This is a genomic window from Streptomyces sp. NPDC006687 (assembly GCF_040636215.1).
Classification (GTDB): Bacteria; Actinomycetota; Actinomycetes; order Streptomycetales; family Streptomycetaceae; genus Streptomyces.
On the sequence record NZ_JBEYJJ010000007.1, the window covers coordinates 189,091 to 207,639 of the forward strand.

The 18,549-nt window shown below is 70.7% G+C and carries 16 protein-coding genes and 1 pseudogene; 8 read left to right on the forward strand and 9 right to left on the reverse strand.

Annotated features, from left to right (window positions below):
- Positions 1 to 173 precede the first annotated feature (173 nt).
- From ABZ716_RS11725 to trxA, 7 genes are all read left to right on the forward strand, one after another.
- Positions 174 to 2,483 (forward strand): DUF6049 family protein, encoded by a 2,310-nt coding sequence (locus tag ABZ716_RS11725; protein ID WP_358809724.1) that lies wholly within the window; start codon positions 174 to 176, stop codon positions 2,481 to 2,483.
- On the forward strand, positions 2,480 to 4,654 hold the full coding sequence (murJ, locus tag ABZ716_RS11730; RefSeq protein WP_358958325.1) for a murein biosynthesis integral membrane protein MurJ: 2,175 nt from the start codon (positions 2,480 to 2,482) through the stop codon (positions 4,652 to 4,654). Before ABZ716_RS11725 ends, murJ begins: the two co-directional genes overlap by 4 nt.
- Positions 4,655 to 4,771: 117 nt before the next feature.
- Positions 4,772 to 6,496 carry a serine/threonine protein kinase gene (locus ABZ716_RS11735; protein WP_358958328.1) on the forward strand — a complete coding sequence of 575 codons (1,725 nt, stop codon included), beginning with the start codon at positions 4,772 to 4,774 and terminating at the stop codon, positions 6,494 to 6,496.
- 24 nt (positions 6,497 to 6,520) lie between these two features.
- Complete coding sequence (sigM, locus tag ABZ716_RS11740; RefSeq protein ID WP_358958331.1) at positions 6,521 to 7,222, forward strand: RNA polymerase sigma factor SigM; 702 nt, start codon at positions 6,521 to 6,523, stop codon at positions 7,220 to 7,222.
- The gene (locus tag ABZ716_RS11745) at positions 7,219 to 8,232 is read left to right on the forward strand and encodes a hypothetical protein (RefSeq protein WP_358958334.1); all 1,014 of its coding nucleotides are present in this window, start codon (positions 7,219 to 7,221) and stop codon (positions 8,230 to 8,232) included. The genes sigM and ABZ716_RS11745 overlap by 4 nt, the downstream gene beginning before the upstream one ends.
- A 147-nt stretch (positions 8,233 to 8,379) precedes the next feature.
- Positions 8,380 to 9,339: a thioredoxin-disulfide reductase gene (gene trxB, locus ABZ716_RS11750; RefSeq protein WP_351877642.1), complete on the forward strand. Its 960-nt coding sequence runs from the start codon at positions 8,380 to 8,382 to the stop codon at positions 9,337 to 9,339.
- Between the two features lie 49 nt (positions 9,340 to 9,388).
- Positions 9,389 to 9,727, forward strand: a complete 339-nt coding sequence (gene trxA, locus ABZ716_RS11755; protein WP_358809719.1) for a thioredoxin — start codon at positions 9,389 to 9,391, stop codon at positions 9,725 to 9,727.
- 76 nt (positions 9,728 to 9,803) lie between these two features.
- On the opposite strand, the gene ABZ716_RS11760 is transcribed toward trxA, so the two are convergent.
- The 9 genes and pseudogenes from ABZ716_RS11760 to rpmH all read right to left on the reverse strand — a co-directional run bounded on the left by ABZ716_RS11760 (position 9,804) and on the right by rpmH (position 16,272).
- Positions 9,804 to 10,427: a GNAT family N-acetyltransferase gene (locus ABZ716_RS11760; protein WP_351877646.1), complete on the reverse strand. Its 624-nt coding sequence runs from the start codon at positions 10,425 to 10,427 to the stop codon at positions 9,804 to 9,806.
- Between the two features lie 86 nt (positions 10,428 to 10,513).
- Entirely contained in the window at positions 10,514 to 11,608 is a 1,095-nt protein-coding gene (locus tag ABZ716_RS11765; RefSeq protein ID WP_358958336.1) for a ParB/RepB/Spo0J family partition protein, read from the reverse strand.
- The gene (locus ABZ716_RS11770) at positions 11,605 to 12,723 is read right to left on the reverse strand and encodes a ParA family protein (protein WP_358958339.1); all 1,119 of its coding nucleotides are present in this window, start codon (positions 12,721 to 12,723) and stop codon (positions 11,605 to 11,607) included. The genes ABZ716_RS11765 and ABZ716_RS11770 overlap by 4 nt, the downstream gene beginning before the upstream one ends.
- A 266-nt stretch (positions 12,724 to 12,989) precedes the next feature.
- Complete coding sequence (gene rsmG / locus ABZ716_RS11775) at positions 12,990 to 13,706, reverse strand: 16S rRNA (guanine(527)-N(7))-methyltransferase RsmG (RefSeq protein WP_358809716.1); 717 nt, start codon at positions 13,704 to 13,706, stop codon at positions 12,990 to 12,992.
- Positions 13,707 to 13,823: 117 nt separating this feature from the next.
- Entirely contained in the window at positions 13,824 to 14,336 is a 513-nt protein-coding gene (locus tag ABZ716_RS11780; RefSeq protein ID WP_351877654.1) for a R3H domain-containing nucleic acid-binding protein, read from the reverse strand.
- Between the two features lie 14 nt (positions 14,337 to 14,350).
- Positions 14,351 to 15,457 carry a membrane protein insertase YidC gene (gene yidC / locus ABZ716_RS11785; protein WP_351877656.1) on the reverse strand — a complete coding sequence of 369 codons (1,107 nt, stop codon included), beginning with the start codon at positions 15,455 to 15,457 and terminating at the stop codon, positions 14,351 to 14,353.
- A gap of 30 nt (positions 15,458 to 15,487) precedes the next feature.
- Positions 15,488 to 15,742, reverse strand: a pseudogene (gene yidD, locus ABZ716_RS11790) (membrane protein insertion efficiency factor YidD); the annotation flags it as partial.
- Positions 15,739 to 16,113 (reverse strand): ribonuclease P protein component, encoded by a 375-nt coding sequence (gene rnpA, locus ABZ716_RS11795; RefSeq protein WP_358809715.1) that lies wholly within the window; start codon positions 16,111 to 16,113, stop codon positions 15,739 to 15,741. The pseudogene yidD and the gene rnpA, both read right to left, overlap by 4 nt.
- Positions 16,114 to 16,134: 21 nt before the next feature.
- Complete coding sequence (gene rpmH / locus ABZ716_RS11800) at positions 16,135 to 16,272, reverse strand: 50S ribosomal protein L34 (protein ID WP_007265229.1); 138 nt, start codon at positions 16,270 to 16,272, stop codon at positions 16,135 to 16,137.
- 360 nt (positions 16,273 to 16,632) lie between these two features.
- Here rpmH and dnaA point away from each other — a divergent pair, with 360 nt between their 5' ends.
- Positions 16,633 to 18,432 carry a chromosomal replication initiator protein DnaA gene (gene dnaA / locus ABZ716_RS11805; protein ID WP_358958342.1) on the forward strand — a complete coding sequence of 600 codons (1,800 nt, stop codon included), beginning with the start codon at positions 16,633 to 16,635 and terminating at the stop codon, positions 18,430 to 18,432.
- Positions 18,433 to 18,549: the final 117 nt, after the last annotated feature.

Consider the following 18,549-nt stretch of genomic DNA (forward strand, 5'->3'; position numbering starts at 1 on the left):
GCCCGGTTTCTTCCGGCGGAGCGCCGCCGGGCTCCGGCCCGGGTTCCGGGAACCGGAACCCGTCCGGAACCGATCTTGTGGAGCAAGGCGCGGCACTCGCGCACAGCGCTCCTCGTTACCATGCGTAGACGCAGAACCGACGACCACTGACACTTCGAGGGACTGGTGAGCGCGTGGCCGAGGCGGCAGAAATCCAGGGGGCGGCCTCCGCCCCTGCCCGGCGCCGATGGCTGCGGCGGGCGGTCGTCCTGCTGAGCGGGACGCCGGTACTGGCCGCCCTGATCTACGCTCCCGCCCCCGTGGCCCAGGCCGCCGAGTCCTCGGTCGACGTCCAGCTGACCGAGGTGTCGCCCAGCGCTCCCGTCAAGAGCGACACGCTGACCATCCAGGGGACGGTGGTCAACAACGGGCGCGAAACGATCAAGGGAGCCCACGTCGGACTGCGGGTCGGCCCCATGGTGGGCGACCGGTCGGCCATCGACGAGGTGGCCGACCGCAAGGGCTTCCGGCCCGGGGTGGACCCGGGGGAGATCGACTCCGCCTTCGCCGTGAAGATCGACTCCCTCCCCTCGAAGGTCGGCCAGCCCTTCACCCTCAAGGTGCCGCTCAACCGGCTCGACCTGGGCGCCGACGGCGTCTACCAGCTGGGCGTCTCCGTGTCCGGGACGACCGACAGCCGTCCGTCCGAGCAGGTGCTCGGCATCCAGCGGACCTTCCTGCCCTGGCAGCCGGACCCGGCCGCCAAGCGGTCCGCCTTCACCTATGTGTGGCCGTTGGTCTCCACGACCCGCGTCACCGCCGAGACCGGTTCCGACGAGGTCCAGACCCCGGTCTTCATGGACGACTCCCTGGCCGAGGAGCTGCGCCCGGGCGGGCGCCTGGAGCGGATGGTCTCGCTGGGCAAGGACCTGCCCGTCACCTGGGTCATCGACCCCGACCTGCTCGCCACCGTCGACGCCATGACCAAGGGCTACCGGGTGCGCAGCGCCGATCCGGACGGCAAGCCCGTCCAGGGCCGGAGCAGGGCCGTGGCCGAGCAGTGGCTGAGCGCCCTGGAGAGCGCCGTCCAGGGCAAGAAGGTCGTCGCCCTGCCGTTCGCCGATCCCGACATCGCCTCCCTGGCCCACCGCGGCAAGGACGTCTCCGGCACCCTGGGCCAGCTGCGGCCGGCCACCGACAAGGCGAAGCAGGCCGTCGAGACCGTGCTGCACGTCACCCCCTCCACCGACTTCTCCTGGCCCGTGGACGGCGCCATCGACCCGTCGATCGTGAACGTCGCCACCTCGGCCGGCGCGCACAACGTCCTCACCCGCAGTGACAGCCTCCAGGAGACCGGCGCCCTCGGCTACACCCCGAGCGCCGCCCGTCCCATCGGGGCGGGCGCCACCGCCGTGGTCGCCGACGCGGACCTGTCCACCGCCTTCGAGGGCGACATGGCCAGCGCCGGGAACTCCACGCTGGCCGTGCAGCGGTTCCTCGCCCACAGCCTGGCGCTCAACCTGCAGAGCGGTGACGAGCCGCGCAGCTACGTGGTCGCCCCCCAGCGGCGGCCCTCGGCCAGCCAGGCCGATTCGATGGCGCTCGCCCTGCGGGGACTCCAGGCCGCACGCTGGACCCAGCCCTCCGACCTGGAGGCCGCGGCAGCCGCCAAGCCCGACCCCGGCGCCGCGACCCAGGTCCCCGGCGCGGGCCAGTACCCGGAGGCCCTGAGCAAGCAGGAGCTCCCGGTGTCGGCGTTCGAGAAGATCCGCACCACCCAGAGCACCCTCGACCACTTCAAGGTCATCCTCACGGCGCCGGACCGGGTCGAGATCCCCTTCGGCAACACCACCAACCGCGAGATGTCCACCTCCTGGCGCGGCCGGCCCGAGGAGGCCGACCGCTACCGCGACGACGTCCAGGCGTACCTGACCGGGCTCACCGACAAGGTCAAGCTCATCCCCAAGTCGGACGCCACCTTGTCCGGACATAGCGCGACCATCCCGGTCAGCGTCCAGAACAGCCTCGTCCAGGACGTGCACAACCTGGTCCTGAGGGTGAAGTCCGCCAACCCGACCCGTCTGATGTTCAGCGAAGCGGAACAGGAAGTCACCGTTCAGGGCGGCCACAGCCAGACGGTAAAGTTCACCGCCAACGCCACCGCGAGTGGTCCGGTCGAGGTCACCGCGCGCCTGTTCACCAAGGACGGGGTGCCGTACGGCAAGGAACGCAAGTTCACCGTCGAGGCCACCGAGATCACCCCCACCGTCATGCTCGTCATCGCCGGCGGCGTGCTCCTCCTCGTCCTGGCCGGCATCAAGATGTATGCCAGCCGCAAGCGCGTCGCCGCCCGGGCGGCCGCCGAGGAGAGCACGCAGCCGAGTGACGAGTCCACGGACACCGGACCGCAAAGCACTGAGGGGTCCGGAACGGGTGAGACAGTGACCGTTGAGCGATGCCGTGGCCGGTCGGGGCCTGGGGACGATGAGGTGGGGTTGCGATGAACGCGCCGTACGACGGTGACCGCGCGCAGGGCACTGGTGGGCCTGGGCCCGCCCAGGGCACTGCTCCCGGCACTCCGGTGCCCGGGCAGGTTCCGCCGCCCGCGCCCGCACCGGACCAGGACCCGTACGTCCAGGACGCCTACGACTACGACCCCTACCGGTCGCAGGACCTGTCGGCCCAGGACCCCGTGGCCGAGGCCCTCTACGACCGGGCCTCCCACCCCCCGCCGCCGCCGGGCACCTACCAGGAGCCCGGGCCGCTCTACGCCGCGCCCCAGGCGCCCGGCCCCGGCCCGGACCCGCGCGTCTGGGCCCAGACGCCGCCGCCCGAGCCGGACGGGCCGTCCCGCCACCTGCCGTACGGCGACCACGCCGCGACCACGCAGTTCGTCGGCGTGGACTCGCTCGTGACCAGCGCCTCGGACGAGCAGCCGGAGCCCGACGCCTTCACGCACCTCTACCGGGACCAGCAGGCGGCGCCCGGCGCGCCCGCCGAAGAGGCTCCCGTCGCGACCCCGGCGCCGAGCAAGCCCGCAGGCAAGGCCGCGAGCCTGCTCAAGTCCAGCGCCGTGATGGCGGCCGGCACCATCGTCTCCCGCATCACGGGCTTCGCCCGCACCCTGGTGATCGCCGGCGCGATCGGCGTCGCCACCCTCAACGACTCCTACCAGGTCGCCAACACCCTGCCGACGATGATCTACGTCCTCGTCGGCGGCGGCGCCCTCAACGCGGTCTTCATCCCGCAGCTCGTCCGCGCCATGAAGAACGACGAGGACGGCGGGGAGTCCTACGCCAACCGCCTGCTCACCCTCGTCGTCACCCTGCTCGGCGCGGTCACCACCATCTGCGTCCTCGCGGCGCCGCTCTTCATCCGCATGATGTCCCCGACCATCGCCGGCGATCCCAAGCGCCTCGACGTCGCGGTGGCCTTCGCGCACTACTGCCTGCCCACGATGTTCTTCATGGGCGTCCACGTGGTGCTCGGTCAGATCCTCAACGCACGGGGCCGCTTCGGCGCGATGATGTGGACCCCGGTCCTCAACAACATCGTCGTCATCGCCACCTTCGGCGCGTTCATCTGGGCCTTCGGCGGGTTCACCACCTCCGGGGTCTCGGAGGCGACCATCACGCCCGAGGGCGTCCGCCTCCTCGGCATCGGCACCCTGCTCGGCCTCGCCGTCCAGTCCCTGGCGATGCTCCCCTACCTGCGCGACGCCGGCTTCAAGCCGCGCCTGCGCTTCGACTGGAAGGGCCACGGCCTCGGGAAGGCGGCCGGCCTGGCCAAGTGGACGTTCTTCTTCGTCCTCGCCAACCAGATCGGCCTCGTCGTCGTCACCCAGCTCGCCACCGCGGCCGGGACCGCCGCCGAGAAGCAGGGCCACGGCGGTACCGGTATCACGGCCTACAACTACGCGCTGCTCCTGTGGCAGATGCCGCAGGCCATCATCACCGTTTCCGTCATGACGGCCGTCCTGCCGCGCATCTCCCGCTCCGCCCACGACGGCGACGCCGCGGCGGTCCGCGACGACATCTCCTACGGCCTGCGCACCTCGGCCGTCGCCATCGTTCCCTGTGCCTTCGCGTTCCTCGCGCTGGGCGTCCCGATGGCCACCCTGCTCTACGCCAGCGCCGGCAAGGACGCCGTCAACATCGGCTACGTCCTGATGGCCTTCGGCCTCGGCCTGATCCCGTACTCCGTCCAGTACGTGGTCCTGCGCGGGTTCTACGCCTACGAGGACACCCGGACCCCCTTCTACAACACCGTCATCGTGGCCGCGGTCAACGCCGGCGTCTCCGCGCTCGCCTACTTCGTGCTGCCCGCGCGCTGGGCGGTCGTGGGCATGGCCGCCGCGTACGGCCTCGGTTACGTGGTCGGCGTCGGCGTGGCCTGGCGCCGCCTCAAGTCCCGCCTCGGCGGGGACCTCGACGGCGCCCACGTCATGCGCACCTACACCCGTCTGATCGGCGCGTGCGTCCCGGCGGCCGTCGCGGCGGGCGCCGCCGCCTACGGGGTCACGCAGGTCCTGGGCAGCGGGGCCCTCGGCTCACTCGCCGCCCTCGTCGCCGGCGGGATCGCGCTGGGGGCGGTGTTCCTCCTCGCCGCCAAGCGCATGCGCATCGAAGAGCTCAACTCCATGGTCGGAATGGTCCGCGGCCGACTGGGACGCTGATGCGCACAACCGTCGGGTCCCTTCGCGTGTCGTGCATAGCGCCGGACTGTGGGCACAATTGGCATGGCTTCGCAGACTGGCCGACAGCGCGTAACGGATGGGGAGGCAGGGACGACGGTGGCGGAACGTAGCACAGCTGCCGTCGACGTGGCCGACAACAGCGGCGACCAGCCGCTGGCCGCAGATGCGGCCAAGGCCACGGCCGACGGGGTGGACACCCAGAACGGACGAGCCGCGGACGTGCCCATGCCCGAGAAGGACGGCGAACGCAGAAGCGCGGCGCCCGCCACCGCACCGGAACTCCACAGCGGCCACAAGCTCGCCCGGCGCTACCGCCTGGAGGAGTGCGTCACCCGTCTGGACGGATTCAGCAGCTGGCGTGCGATGGACGAGAAGCTGCGCCGCGCCGTCGGGGTGCACCTGCTGCCCGCCGACCACCCGCGGGCCCGCACGGTCCTGGCCGCGGCCCGCTCCTCCGCCCTGCTCGGCGACCCCCGGTTCGTCCAGGTCCTCGACGCCGTCGAGGAGAACGACCTCGTCTACGTCGTCCACGAATGGCTGCCCGACGCGACCGAGCTCACCGCCGTTCTCGCCGCCGGCACGCTGGAGCCCCACGAGGCGTACCAACTCGTCAGCCAGGTATCCCAGGCCATGGCCGCGGCCCACCGCGAGGGCCTGGCCCACCTGCGCCTGACGCCCAGCGCGATACTGCGGACCTCCACCGGCCAGTACCGCATCCGCGGCCTCGCCGTGAACGCAGCCCTGCGCGGCATCACCAGCGACACCCCGCAGCGGGCGGACACCGAGGCCATCGGCGCGCTGCTGTACGCGGCCCTCACCCAGCGCTGGCCGTACGAGAACGACGCCTACGGCCTGCGCGGCCTGCCCAAGGGCGTCGGTCTGCTCGCCCCCGACCAGGTCCGCGCCGGCGTCCACCGGGGCCTCGGCGAGCTCGCCATGCGCGCCCTCGCCAACGACGGGGCCACGGCCTCCCGTCAGGAGCCGCCCTGCACCACCCCGGAGGAACTGGCCAAGGCCGTCGCGGCGATGCCCCGCATCAAACCGCCCGAGCCGGCCTTCACCGCCCCGCCGGAGTACCAGCACACCACCTACCAGCAGGGCAGCTACGGCCGCCCGGCTCCCGTCGGCATGCCCGCGGCCCCGATCTCCGTGGCCGTGCCCCCGCCGCCCCCGCTGCAGAGCCGGACGGGCCGCGCCCTGAAGTGGGGCGTCGCCGCCCTCCTGATCGCCGCACTGGGCCTGGGCAGCTGGCAGCTGGCCGACGCGCTCCTGGACCACGGCAAGCAGAACAACAACGAGACGACGCAGCCCCAGCAGCAGGGTCCGGCTCCGGAGAAGAAGGAACTCGCCGCCCTCCCCATCAAGGACGCGAAGGAATACGCGCCCGACGGGACCCCCCAGAACCCCGGCGACGTCGACAAGACCTACGACGGGGACGCCTCCAGCTACTGGCGCACCAAGAGCTTCTCCGACGGCCCGAAGATCGTGATCAAGCCCGGCGTCGGAATCGTCTACGACCTCGGCTCCGAGCAGGAGGTCAAGGAGGTCTCGATAGGGCTCAGGTACGGGGGCAACCACACCACCCTGGCGCTCTACGCGGCCGACTCCCCGAGCCCCAAGGATGTCAAGGACGCCGTCGACCCGAAGAAGAAGTTCGCGGGTGTCAACACCAAGGACGACAGCGTCAAGCTGACCGCGTCGAAGCCGGTCAAGACGCGCTACGTGCTCCTGTGGATCACCGAGATGCCGTACGCCGGCTACGACAACTACAGCGGCGCGGGCTACAAGCAGGGCATCACGGACGTGACCTTCAAGGGCTGACGCACGGCAGGGGAGGGCTCACCGTTGGACGAAGCCGCAGCCGGTGACCGCAGCGACCAGGAGCTCCTGGCCCTGCATGTCGCCGGGGACCCCGATGCCTTCGGCGAGCTGGTGCGCCGGCACCGGGACCGGCTGTGGGCCGTGGCGCTGCGGACGCTGGGGGACCGGGAGGAGGCGGCCGACGCCGTCCAGGACGCCCTGGTCTCCGCCTACCGGGCCGCGCATACCTTCCGCGGGGACTCCGCCGTCACCACCTGGCTGCACCGGATCACCGTCAACGCCTGCCTGGACCGGGCCCGCAAGGCCGCCTCGCGCCGGACGGCCCCCCTCGACGACACGGACCGGCTGGAGCTGCTGCTGGAGCCCCACGAGTCCGCTGAGGCCCCCGCGGAACGACACGACCTCCACCGCCAGCTCCTGGCCGCCCTGTCCACCCTGCCCGACGATCAGCGAGCCGCCCTCGTCCTCGTGGACATGCAGGGGTATCCCGTCGCCGAAGCCGCCGCCGTCCTCGACGTCCCCGTCGGGACCGTCAAGAGCCGGTGTGCGCGCGGCCGGGCGAAACTCCTCCCGCTCCTCACTCATCTGCGCACGTCTACCGGGGATAACACCGCCACCGGGCGGGGAAGGAACCGGACGCCGGGGGCATCCGTCCCATCTGCGGCAGAAGCCAGGCATCCAGAACCGGACCCAGACCCTGTGAAGGGCGGAGGTGGACGACCGTGACCCCCACGACCGGCACTGCCGGCACGATCCGGCACCCGGAGGTCTCGGAGATCTCCGACCTCACCGAAGGACTCCTCTCCCCCTCCCGTACCGCCGAGGTCCGCCGTCACCTCGCCGGCTGCACGCTCTGTGCCGATGTCCTGGCCTCCCTGGAGGAGATCCGCTCCCTGCTGGGCACCTTGCCCGGGCCGCCGCGGATGCCCTCCGCCATCGCCGGGCGCATCGACGCGGCCCTCGCCGCCGAGGCCCTCCTCGACTCCACCGCTTCCCGGACCGAGGCCCGGACCGCACCCGAGCCCCGCGTCACCGACGACGTTTCACGTGAAACCAACGATGTTTCACGTGAAACCGCCGGTGTTTCACGTGAAACCGCCGGTGTTTCACGTGAAACGGCGTCGGCCCGGGCCGACGCCCGCCGACCCGCCGGTCACCCGTCCGGCGCAGCGGGGCCCGGTCGTCGCCGCGCCCGCCGCCGTATCGCCGTCCTCACCGGTCTGGCCGGGGCGGCCGCCTGCGTCCTCGGCGTCCTCCTCTTCAACGGGCTGAGCGGAACCGGAGCCCACGAGAGCGCCACGAGCAACAACACCGTCCGGGCCGCCGGCTCCCCCGCCCCCGGCGACTACACCGCTCAGGGACTCCAGCAGAACGTCCACCGGCTCCTGGCCGACGGGCCCACGGCGAACACCACCAAGACCGCGCCCGGTGACTCCAACCGGACCATGGAGCTCCAGGACTCCCCTCCGGGACTGGCCCCCGCCGAGCCGCCGGCCTCGCCGGGGCCGGCCGCGCCCGTGGTCCCCCGCTGCGTCCAGCAGGCCACCGGCCGCACCGAGACCCCCCTCGCCGCCGAACCGGGCCACTATCAGGGCACGGCGGTCTACCTCCTCGTGCTGCCCCATGCGGAGGACTCCGCTTTGGTGGACGCCTACCTCGTGGCCTCAGGCTGCGCGGAGAACCCCTCGACACCCTCCGGAAAGCCGCTTCTCACCCGGACCTACCCCCGCGGCTGAAGGGCTCCGCGGCCCGCTTCCGACGCATCCGGAGGCGGAGGGTGACGGAGGGGGAATGCGCGCGCCGTAGGATCCGTTGGGTGGGGTGAGAGTCCGCACCGGCCCCCGGTAGGCACCACGAAGTCCGCAGAGACGAGGAAAGAACCCGTGAGCGACGTACGAAACGTGATCATCATCGGCTCCGGGCCGGCCGGTTACACGGCCGCCCTGTACACCGCACGCGCTTCGCTCAACCCCCTGGTCTTCGAGGGTGCCGTCACCGCCGGCGGCGCGCTGATGAACACGACCGAGGTCGAGAACTTCCCCGGCTTCCGGGACGGGATCATGGGTCCGGACCTCATGGACAACATGCGCGCGCAGGCCGAGCGTTTCGGCGCCGAGCTCGTCCCGGACGACATCGTCTCCGTGGACCTCACCGGTGAGATCAAGACCGTCACCGACACCGCCGGCACCGTCCACCGCGCCAAGGCCGTCATCGTCACCACCGGGTCCCAGCACCGTAAGCTCGGCCTGCCGGGCGAGGACGCGCTCTCCGGGCGCGGTGTCTCCTGGTGCGCCACTTGCGACGGGTTCTTCTTCAAGGACCAGGACATCGCCGTGGTCGGCGGCGGTGACACCGCGATGGAGGAGGCGACCTTCCTCTCCCGGTTCGCCAAGTCCGTCACGATCGTCCACCGCCGTGACACCCTGCGCGCCTCCAAGGCCATGCAGGACCGCGCCTTCGCCGACCCGAAGATCAGCTTCGCCTGGGACAGCGAGGTCGCCGAGATCCACGGCGAGCAGAAGCTCTCCGGTCTGACCCTGCGCAACACCAAGACCGGCGAGACCTCGCAGCTGCCCGTGACCGGCCTGTTCATCGCCGTCGGCCACGACCCGCGCACCGAGCTGTTCACCGGCCAGCTCGACCTGGACGACGAGGGCTACCTGAAGGTCGACGCGCCTTCCACGCGCACCAACCTCTCCGGTGTCTTCGGCGCCGGCGACGTCGTGGACCACACCTACCGTCAGGCGATCACCGCCGCCGGCACCGGCTGCTCCGCCGCTCTCGACGCGGAGCGCTTCCTCGCGGCCCTCTCGGACGCCGAGACCGCCGCCGCGACCGTCTGACCCCGCTTCACCCCCCTACACCCCACCCCGCAGGAAAAAGGAGGCCGCTGTGGCCGGCACCCTCAAGAACGTGACCGACGCCGACTTCGACGCCGAGGTCCTTCGCAGCGACAAGCCCGTGCTCGTGGACTTCTGGGCCGAGTGGTGCGGTCCGTGCCGCCAGATCGCCCCCTCGCTGGAGGCGATCGCGGCCGAGTACGGCGACCAGATCGAGATCGTCAAGCTCAACATCGACCAGAACCCCGGCACGGCCGCCAAGTACGGGGTCATGTCCATCCCGACGCTGAACGTGTACCAGGGCGGCGAGGTCGTCAAGACCATCGTCGGCGCCAAGCCGAAGGCCGCCATCGTGCGCGACCTGGACGGCTTCATCCAGGCCAAGGCATAAGACAGCGGAACGGGGCCGCCCCTCCCGGGGCGGCCCCGTTCGCGTACCCGGGACCGTCACAGCGGTCCGGGGACCGTCACAGCGGTCGCAGCACCGGTTCCTTGCGCGCCCTCGCCCCGCTCAGCAGCCGGTCCAGGGCCAGTTCCACGTCTTCCTTCCACGACAGCGTCGTGCGCAGCTCCAGCCGCAGCCGCGGATGGGCCGGATGGGGGCGTACGGTCTTGAAGCCCACCGACAGCAGATGGTCGGCCGGCAGCAGGCAGGCGGGCCTCTCCCAGCGGGCGTCGCCGAATGCCTCGATGGCTTTGAACCCCCGCAGCAGCAGGTCCTTGGCGACCGTCTGGACCATCACCCGCCCCAGCCCCTGCCCCTGGTAGCCCGGCATGATCCAGGCCGTGATCAGCTGCACCGCGTCCGGTGAGACCGGGCTCGTCGGGAAGGAAGCGGCGCGCGGTACGTAGGCGGGCGGCGCGTAGAGGACGAAGCCCACGGGCACCTCGTCCACGTAGACCACCCGGCCACAGGATCCCCAGTCCAGGAGGACGGCGGAGATCCACGCCTCCTTCTCCAGCTCCGCGGTGCCCGCTTTCACGGCGGCCTCGCCGGTGACGGGATCGAGCTCCCAGAACACACAGCTCCGGCAACGCCTGGGCAGGTCCTGGAGGTTGTCCAGCGTGAGCGGTACCAGCCGACGACCCATAACGGCATCGTAACCACTGCCCCCCGCATCTTCGAGGGTGGACCTCTCACGACACAGGGGGCAGCGGCAAAACGCGAAGGGGAGAACTACTCCCCGGCGAGCCCCTGTTCCAGCACGCGGCCCTCACCCGGCGCCAGGGTGCCCAGGATCCGCTCCAGGTCCTCCATCGACGCGAACTCGACGGTGATCTTGCCCTTCTTCTGGCCCAGATCCACCTTCACCCGCGTCTCGAACCGGTCGGACAGACGCGTCGCCAGCTCGCTGAGCGCCGGGGACACCCGGCTCCCGGCCCGCGGGCCCTTGGGCTTCACGGGGCCCGACGGCTCGGAGCCCAGCAGGGCGACGATCTCCTCGACCGCGCGCACCGAGAGCCCCTCGGCCACGATCCGCTGGGCGAGACGGTCCTGCTCCTCCCTGTCCTCCACCGACACCAGGGCCCGCGCGTGACCCGCCGACAGCACCCCGGCGGCAACCCGGCGCTGCACCTGGGGGGAGAGCTTCAGCAGCCGCAGGGTGTTGGAGACCTGCGGGCGCGAGCGCCCGATCCGGTCGGCCAGCTCGTCGTGGGTGCAGTGGAACTCCCGCAGGAGCTGGTCGTAGGCGGCCGCCTCCTCCAGCGGGTTCAGCTGCGCGCGGTGCAGGTTCTCCAGGAGGGCGTCGAGGAGGAGCTTCTCGTCGTCCGTCGCCCGGATGATCGCGGGGATGGTCTCCAGCCCCGCCTCGCGGCAGGCACGCCAGCGCCGCTCACCCATCACCAGTTCGTACTGCCCGGGGGAGCCCGCCTGCCGGACCACCACGGGCTGGAGCACGCCCACCGTCTGGACCGATGTCACCAGCTCCGCGAGGGCCTCCTGGTCGAAGACCTCGCGCGGCTGGCGCGGGTTGGGCGTGATGGCGTCCAGCGGGAGTTCCGCGAACGTGGCGCCCGCCATCTCCGCGGCCTCGGGCCGCGCCGGGGCCGGCTCCTCCTGCGGCGGCGTCGCCGCCACCCCCAGGGAGAGAGAAGCATCGGCCTGCGCCAGCGCGGCGAGCTTCGCCGCGGCGATGCCCCGCTCCGACGTCAGTACCGGTACCGCCGACGGGGACGTGGACCCGGCTCCCATCGCCGGGTTCTTCTCCTGGGGAGCGGCCGGGATCAGCGCGCCGAGCCCCCGCCCCAGACCCCTACGTCGCTCACTCACTGGATCCCCTCCGCCATGCTCTGCGTGCTGTTCGTGCCCGTGCCCGGATGGGCGTACTGGGCGTCGTCAATGATTCCGGCTCCCCGGAACGCGATCTCCCGCGCCGCCTCCCGGTAGGAGAGGGCCCCGCTGGAACCCGGGTCGTACGTGAGCACCGTCTGCCCGTAGCTCGGGGCCTCCGAGATGCGTACGGACCGGGGGATGCTCGTGCGCAGCACCTCCTTGCCGAAGTGGGTGCGCACCTCCTCCGCCACCTGCGAGGCCAGCCGGGTCCTGCCGTCGTACATCGTCAGCAGGATCGTGGACACGTGCAGGGCCGGGTTCAGGTGCGCCCGCACCAGCTCGACGTTCCGCAGGAGCTGGCCCAGGCCCTCCAGCGCGTAGTACTCGCACTGGATCGGGATCAGTACCTCCGCGCCCGCCACGAGGGCGTTCACGGTCAGCAGGCCCAGGGAGGGCGGGCAGTCGATCAGGATGTAGTCGAGCGGCTGCTCGTACGCCTGGATCGCGCGCTGGAGGCGGCTCTCACGGGCCACCAGCGAGACCAGCTCGATCTCCGCACCCGCCAGGTCGATGGTCGCCGGGGCGCAGAAGAGGCCCTCCACGTCCACCACCGGCTGGACGACCTCCAGCAGCGGCCGGCTGTCGACGAGCACGTCGTAGATGGAGGGCACGTCGGCGTGGTGGTCGATGCCCAGGGCCGTGGAGGCGTTGCCCTGCGGGTCCAGGTCGATCACGAGGACGCGCGCGCCGTGCTGGGCCAGGGAGGCCGCCAGGTTCACGGTCGTCGTGGTCTTGCCCACGCCGCCCTTCTGGTTGGCGACCACCATGATCCGCGTCTCCGCGGGCCGGGGCAGGGGCACACCGGAACGTCCGAGACCCTCGACCGCCACCTGCGCGGCATGTTCGATCGGGGTGTCCTCGTCGTTGTCCACGAGGAGCGAGGGTGCCTCCGCAGCGGCCGCCGCCGGGGGCGCGCCCAGGGAAACATCCTCGCCTGGAGGTTCAGAGCGGGGACCGGGGACCGGATCGGCCATCGGCCCCGCGAGGTTGGCGTCGGACCGCACGGTGTCACTCTCCTCGGCAGCGGGCTCGCGATGAAGAGAGCCTGCCATGCCACCGGGGTCGCGAACCAGCGGGGCCCGTGCTCCTGTGGATGAATCCACCGTTGTGGACAACTCCGTCACCCCCGCGTCCCGGCGGGGGCGGGGGGCGGCAGCAGCCCGGCCGCGACTGATGATCCCGTGCAGCAGAGAGCGATGTTTCACGTGAAACACGATGCCGGGGCGGAGTCATCAGCCCTCTACGACACTCCGCAATCCCTGCCCATAGGGGTCAAACCCGCCCCGCACCGCTCCTTCTCGCCCCTCTGCCACCGCGGTCAGCGGCGCCGACGGGTCCTGCTGGTGCGCGCCGCCTTCGCCCGCTTGGCCGCGAACCGCACCCCGCCGGGACTCTCCCCGACCTCCACGCGGACCACCGTGGACAGGGGGTCGACCACGCCCTCGCCGACCTGGAGCACTGAGGTCTTCACCACACCGAGCTTGCTGAGCGCGACCTTCGCCGCGATCAGCTCCTCCTCGGCGGTGTCGCCCTTGAGCGCCAGCATCTCCCCGTAGGGACGCAGCAGCGGCACACCCCAGCCCGCCAGCCGGTCCAGCGGGGCGACCGCCCGCGCCGTGACCACATGCACCGGCTGGACCTTGCCGAGGACTTCCTCAGCCCGGCCGCGCACCACCGTGACATGGTCCAGCCCCAGCAGCTCGACGGCCTCCTGGAGGAAGGTCGTCCGGCGCAGCAGCGGCTCCAGCAGGGTGATCTTCAGGTCCCGCCGGACCAGGGCCAGCGGGATACCGGGCAGGCCGGCCCCCGAGCCCACATCGCACACGGTGACGCCGGCGGGCACCACCTCGGAGAGCACCGCGCAGTTCAGCAGGTGCCGCTCCCACAACCGGGGAACCTCACGGGGGCCGATGAGGCCCCGCTTGACACCCGCGTCCGCGAGCAGCTCCGCATACCGCACAGCTTCCGGGAAAAACTCACCGAACACCGCGCGCGCCTCTTCAGGCGCCGGGGGAAGCTCCGCTGCCTCCGTCACGGGGACCGTCCTTCCGTACAGAACCGCTCACGCCACAACCGTGGACGCTCGACTGCCAGGCTTACAAACATCGGCCCCGCCTGCGACACAGGCGGGGCCGACGCACAACTTTCCAGGTCAGGCCGGAAGCACAACGACGAAGCGCTGCGGCTCCTCGCCCTCGGACTCGCTCTTGAGGCCGGCCGCCGCCACCGCGTCGTGGACGACCTTGCGCTCGAACGGGGTCATCGGAGCCAGCTTCAGCGGCTCGCCCGATGCCTTCACGTCCGCCGCGGCCTGGGCACCCAGGGCGGCGAGCTCCTCGCGCTTCTTCGCCCGGAAGCCCGCGATGTCCAGCATCAGCCGGCTGCGGTCCCCGGTCTCCCGGTGCACCGCGAGGCGGGTCAGTTCCTGAAGGGCCTCCAGGACCTCACCGTCGCGGCCCACGAGCTTCTGCAGGTCGCGGCTGCCCGAGTCGCTGACGATCGACACCGAGGCACGGTCGGCCTCGACGTCCATGTCGATGTCGCCGTCCAGGTCGGCGATGTCCAGCAGCCCCTCAAGGTAGTCGGCCGCGATCTCGCCCTCCTGCTCGAGGCGGGTGAGGGTGTCGCCACTCTCAGCGGCGGCGGTGGTGGTGCCTTCCGTCACGGGAGGGACTCCTTCTACTTCTTGGAGGGCTTGCTGGGGGGCGTCTGGCGCTTCGACTTCGGCTGCCGCTTGGGCTGCTGCCGCTTCGTCGCGAGACCGCCGCTCGCCGCGTCGGCGTCCGCGGTGGCCTCGGAGCTCCTGATCACGGAGCCGTCCGCCTGTGCCGCCATGCCCTGCTTCGACAGCGCGGTGATGAACTTGCGCTCGTTGTCGTTGCGGTCCGGGCCCTTGGCCACGATGGCGGCGACGATCTTCTTCTTGCCCCGGCCCTTGACGGTCCCGTGCGTGGAGACGTGCTTCAGGAGACGGGTCAGGTACTGGTCCTGCGCCTTGCTGCCCGGGGTCGGGTTCTGGTTGATCACGTACATCTGCTGGCCCATGGTCCACACGTTGGTGGTCAGCCAGTAGACGAGGACACCGACGGGGAAGTTGATGCCCATGAAGGCGAAGATCAGCGGGAAGATGTACATCAGCATCTTCTGCTGCTGCATGAACGGCGTCTTGACCGAGAGGTCGACGTTCTTCTGCATCAGCTGGCGCTGGGTGTAGAACTGCGACAGCGACATCATGACGATCATGACCGCGGTCACGATGCGGACATCGGTCAGGGAGGCGCCGAGCGCCGCGACCTTCTCCGAGCTGTCCGTGAACTTCGCCGCCAGCGGAGCACCGAAGATGTGCGCCTGACGCGCGCTCTCCAGCAGCGACTGGTTGATGACGCCGATGGTCTGGCCGTTGGCGATGGCCGAGAGCACGTGGTACAGCGCGAAGAAGAACGGGGACTGCGCCAGGATGGGAAGGCACGAGGAGAGCGGGTTGGTACCCGTCTCCTTGTACAGCTTCATCATCTCTTCGGACTGACGCTGCTTGTCGTTCTTGTAGCGCTCCTGGATCGCCTTCATCTTCGGCTGGAGCGCCTGCATGCCACGCGTCGCCTTGATCTGCTTCACGAAGAGCGGGATCAGGCAGATACGGATCAACACCACCAGGGACACGATGGACAGGCCCCAGGCCCATCCGCTGTCCGGGCCGAAGATCGCGCCGTACAGCGAGTGGAACTGGACGATGACCCACGACACGGGTGTGGTGATAAAGCTGAACAGACTGGCAATCGTGTCCACTAATCAGGCTCCTTGAGCATTGCGAGATCTACGCAACGCACTGCGCAGCTGCTCGTGCCAACGCGGGCGTTTACGGGGTGGGACGTGGTCCACGCCGCCGGGGGACCACGGGTTGCACCGCAGGATCCGCCAGGCGGTCAGAGCCGTCCCCTTCACCGCACCATGCCGGTCGATGGCCGTGAACCCGTAGCGCGAACACGACGGGTAATAGCGGCACACCGGCCCGAGCAGCGGACTGATCGTCCACTGGTACAGCTTGATCAAAGCGAGCAGCGGGTACTTCATCGAGGCACGCCTCCCAGCAGCCGCCCGAGGGCGGCGTCCAGGTCGCGGGCCAGCTCGTCGACACCGGCGTCACCCGCTCCGGGCAGGGCCCGCACCACCACCAGGCTACCGTCGGGCAGCCGGCCCAGCCGATCCCGCATGAGATGGCGCAGACGGCGCTTCACCCGGTTCCGGACGACCGCGACGCCGACGGCCTTGCTGACGACGAAACCCGCACGCGGCGAGGGATGAGTCTCCCCCGGCTCGTGCGGGTCCGTGGCACCGCTGGTACGTAGGTGGACGACGAGGGACGGGCGACCTGCCCGGCGACCCCGTCGTACCGCGCTCGCGAAGTCCTCGCGCCGCCTCAGCCGATTTTCGGGAGACAGCACGACGTCACGACCTGCGCGTGGTTACGCGGAGAGGGCGGAGCGGCCCTTGCTGCGGCGGTTCGCCAGGATGGCGCGGCCGGCGCGGGTACGCATACGCAGACGGAAGCCGTGGGTCTTGGCACGACGGCGGTTGTTCGGCTGGAAGGTGCGCTTGCTCACTCGGGGGCTCCAGAGAATGAATCGTTGTGGCGGTACATCGCCTGGCTGTCACCGTGCGCCCACGAGGAAACTCGCGTGTTCGCCCGAGTGGACACCGCTAAATGATCACTAGTAGTGACCTTCGCCCATCGGTAGGCAGGCGGCAGCAGCCATCGACAACTCGACCTCGCTACGGTACGCGGGGCTACGCCATCCGGTCAAACCGAGCGCCCTTGCCCCACACTGTGCACAGGCTGTGGACAACGACTTGAACCGCAGCCACCAGCCTGACTACCGTTGTCTGATCCCTGATTTTTTGTCCCGACCGTCCCAAAGAACCACACATTCGTGGGACGAGGGACCTGTGAGAGAGCGTGCTCTGTGGCTGACGTACCTGCCGATCTTGCCGCAGTGTGGCCACGCGTGCTCGAAAAGCTGCTCGGGGAGGGCCAGCAGGGGATCGAGCCGAAGGACAAGCAGTGGGTCGAGCGCTGCCAGCCGCTGGCCCTGGTCGCCGACACCGCCCTGCTCGCCGTCCCCAACGAATGGGGCAAGCGGGTCCTGGAGGGCCGTCTCGCCCCGCTGATCAGCGACGCCCTCAGCCGCGAATGCGGCCGCCCGATCCGGATCGCCATCACGGTGGACGACTCCGCCGGCGAGCCCGCGCCCCCCGCCCCGCCCGCTCCCTCCCCGCGCGACTCGCGTGACTCGCGTGACCCCCGCGACTCCCGTGATCCCCGTGACTCCTACGAGCAGTACGGCGGCCCGCGCCCCGGCGCCGGCGAGCAGGAGCAGCTGCCCACCGCCCGCCCCGCCTACCCGGACTACCAGCAGCCGCGCCCGGAGCCCGGCGCATGGCCCCGCGGCGGGCAGGACGACTACGGCTGGCAGCAGCAGCGCTTCCCCGAGCGCGACCCGTACGCCTCCCCGCAGCCCGGCTACCTCCAGCAGCCGGAGCCCGGCGGCTACGAGCAGGGCGGCTACGAGCAGCAGAAGTACGAGCCGTCCTCCTACGAGCAGCAGAAGTACGACTCCCAGAAGTACGAGCAGCCCGCCTACGAGCAGCCCTCCTCCCGCCCCGCCCGGCCCACGCCCGCGCCGCCGCCGTCGGCGCCTTCCGGCGGTTCGACCTCGGGCCCGCTGGAGCCGACCGCCCGGCTGAACCCCAAGTACCTCTTCGACACCTTCGTCATCGGCGCCTCCAACCGCTTCGCGCACGCCGCCGCGGTGGCCGTGGCCGAGGCGCCGGCCAAGGCGTACAACCCGCTCTTCATCTACGGGGAGTCGGGGCTCGGCAAGACGCACCTGCTGCACGCCATCGGGCACTACGCGCGGAGCCTCTACCCCGGCACCCGGGTGCGGTACGTGAGCTCGGAGGAGTTCACCAACGAGTTCATCAACTCCATCCGCGACGGCAAGGGCGACGCGTTCCGCAAGCGCTACCGCGAGATGGACATCCTCCTCGTCGACGACATCCAGTTCCTCGCGAGCAAGGAGTCGACGCAGGAGGAGTTCTTCCACACCTTCAACACCCTGCACAACGCCAACAAGCAGATCGTGCTGTCCTCCGACCGGCCGCCCAAGCAGCTCGTCACCCTGGAGGACCGGCTCCGCAACCGCTTCGAGTGGGGCCTGATCACCGACGTCCAGCCGCCCGAGCTGGAGACGCGCATCGCGATCCTGCGCAAGAAGGCGGTCCAGGAGCAGCTCAACGCCCCGCCGGAGGTACTGGAGTTCATCGCCTCCCGCATCTCGCGCAACATCCGCGAGCTGGAGGGGGCGCTGATCCGGGTGACGGCGTTCGCGAGCCTCAACCGGCAGCCGGTGGACCTGGGGCTGACCGAGGACGTCCTCAAGAACCTGATCCCGGGCGGCGAGGACAGCGCGCCCGAGATCACCGCCGCCGACATCATGGCGGCCACCGCGGACTACTTCGGGCTGACCGTGGACGACCTGTGCGGATCCTCGCGCAGCCGGGTGCTGGTGACGGCGCGGCAGATCGCCATGTACCTGTGCCGGGAGCTCACCGACCTCTCCCTGCCGAAGATCGGGGCCCAGTTCGGCGGCCGCGACCACACCACCGTCATGCACGCGGACCGCAAGATCCGCGCCCTGATGGCGGAACGGCGCTCCATCTACAACCAGGTCACGGAGCTCACCAACCGCATCAAGAACGCCTGAGGACGGGCCCCGGACGGCGTGTCAGGGGCCTCCTGCGGACCTCTCACAGGGCGCTCCCGGCTCGAACCGGGGGCGCCCTTCGTCGTTCGTGCGCCCTTGCTCTGTTCGAATACGCCC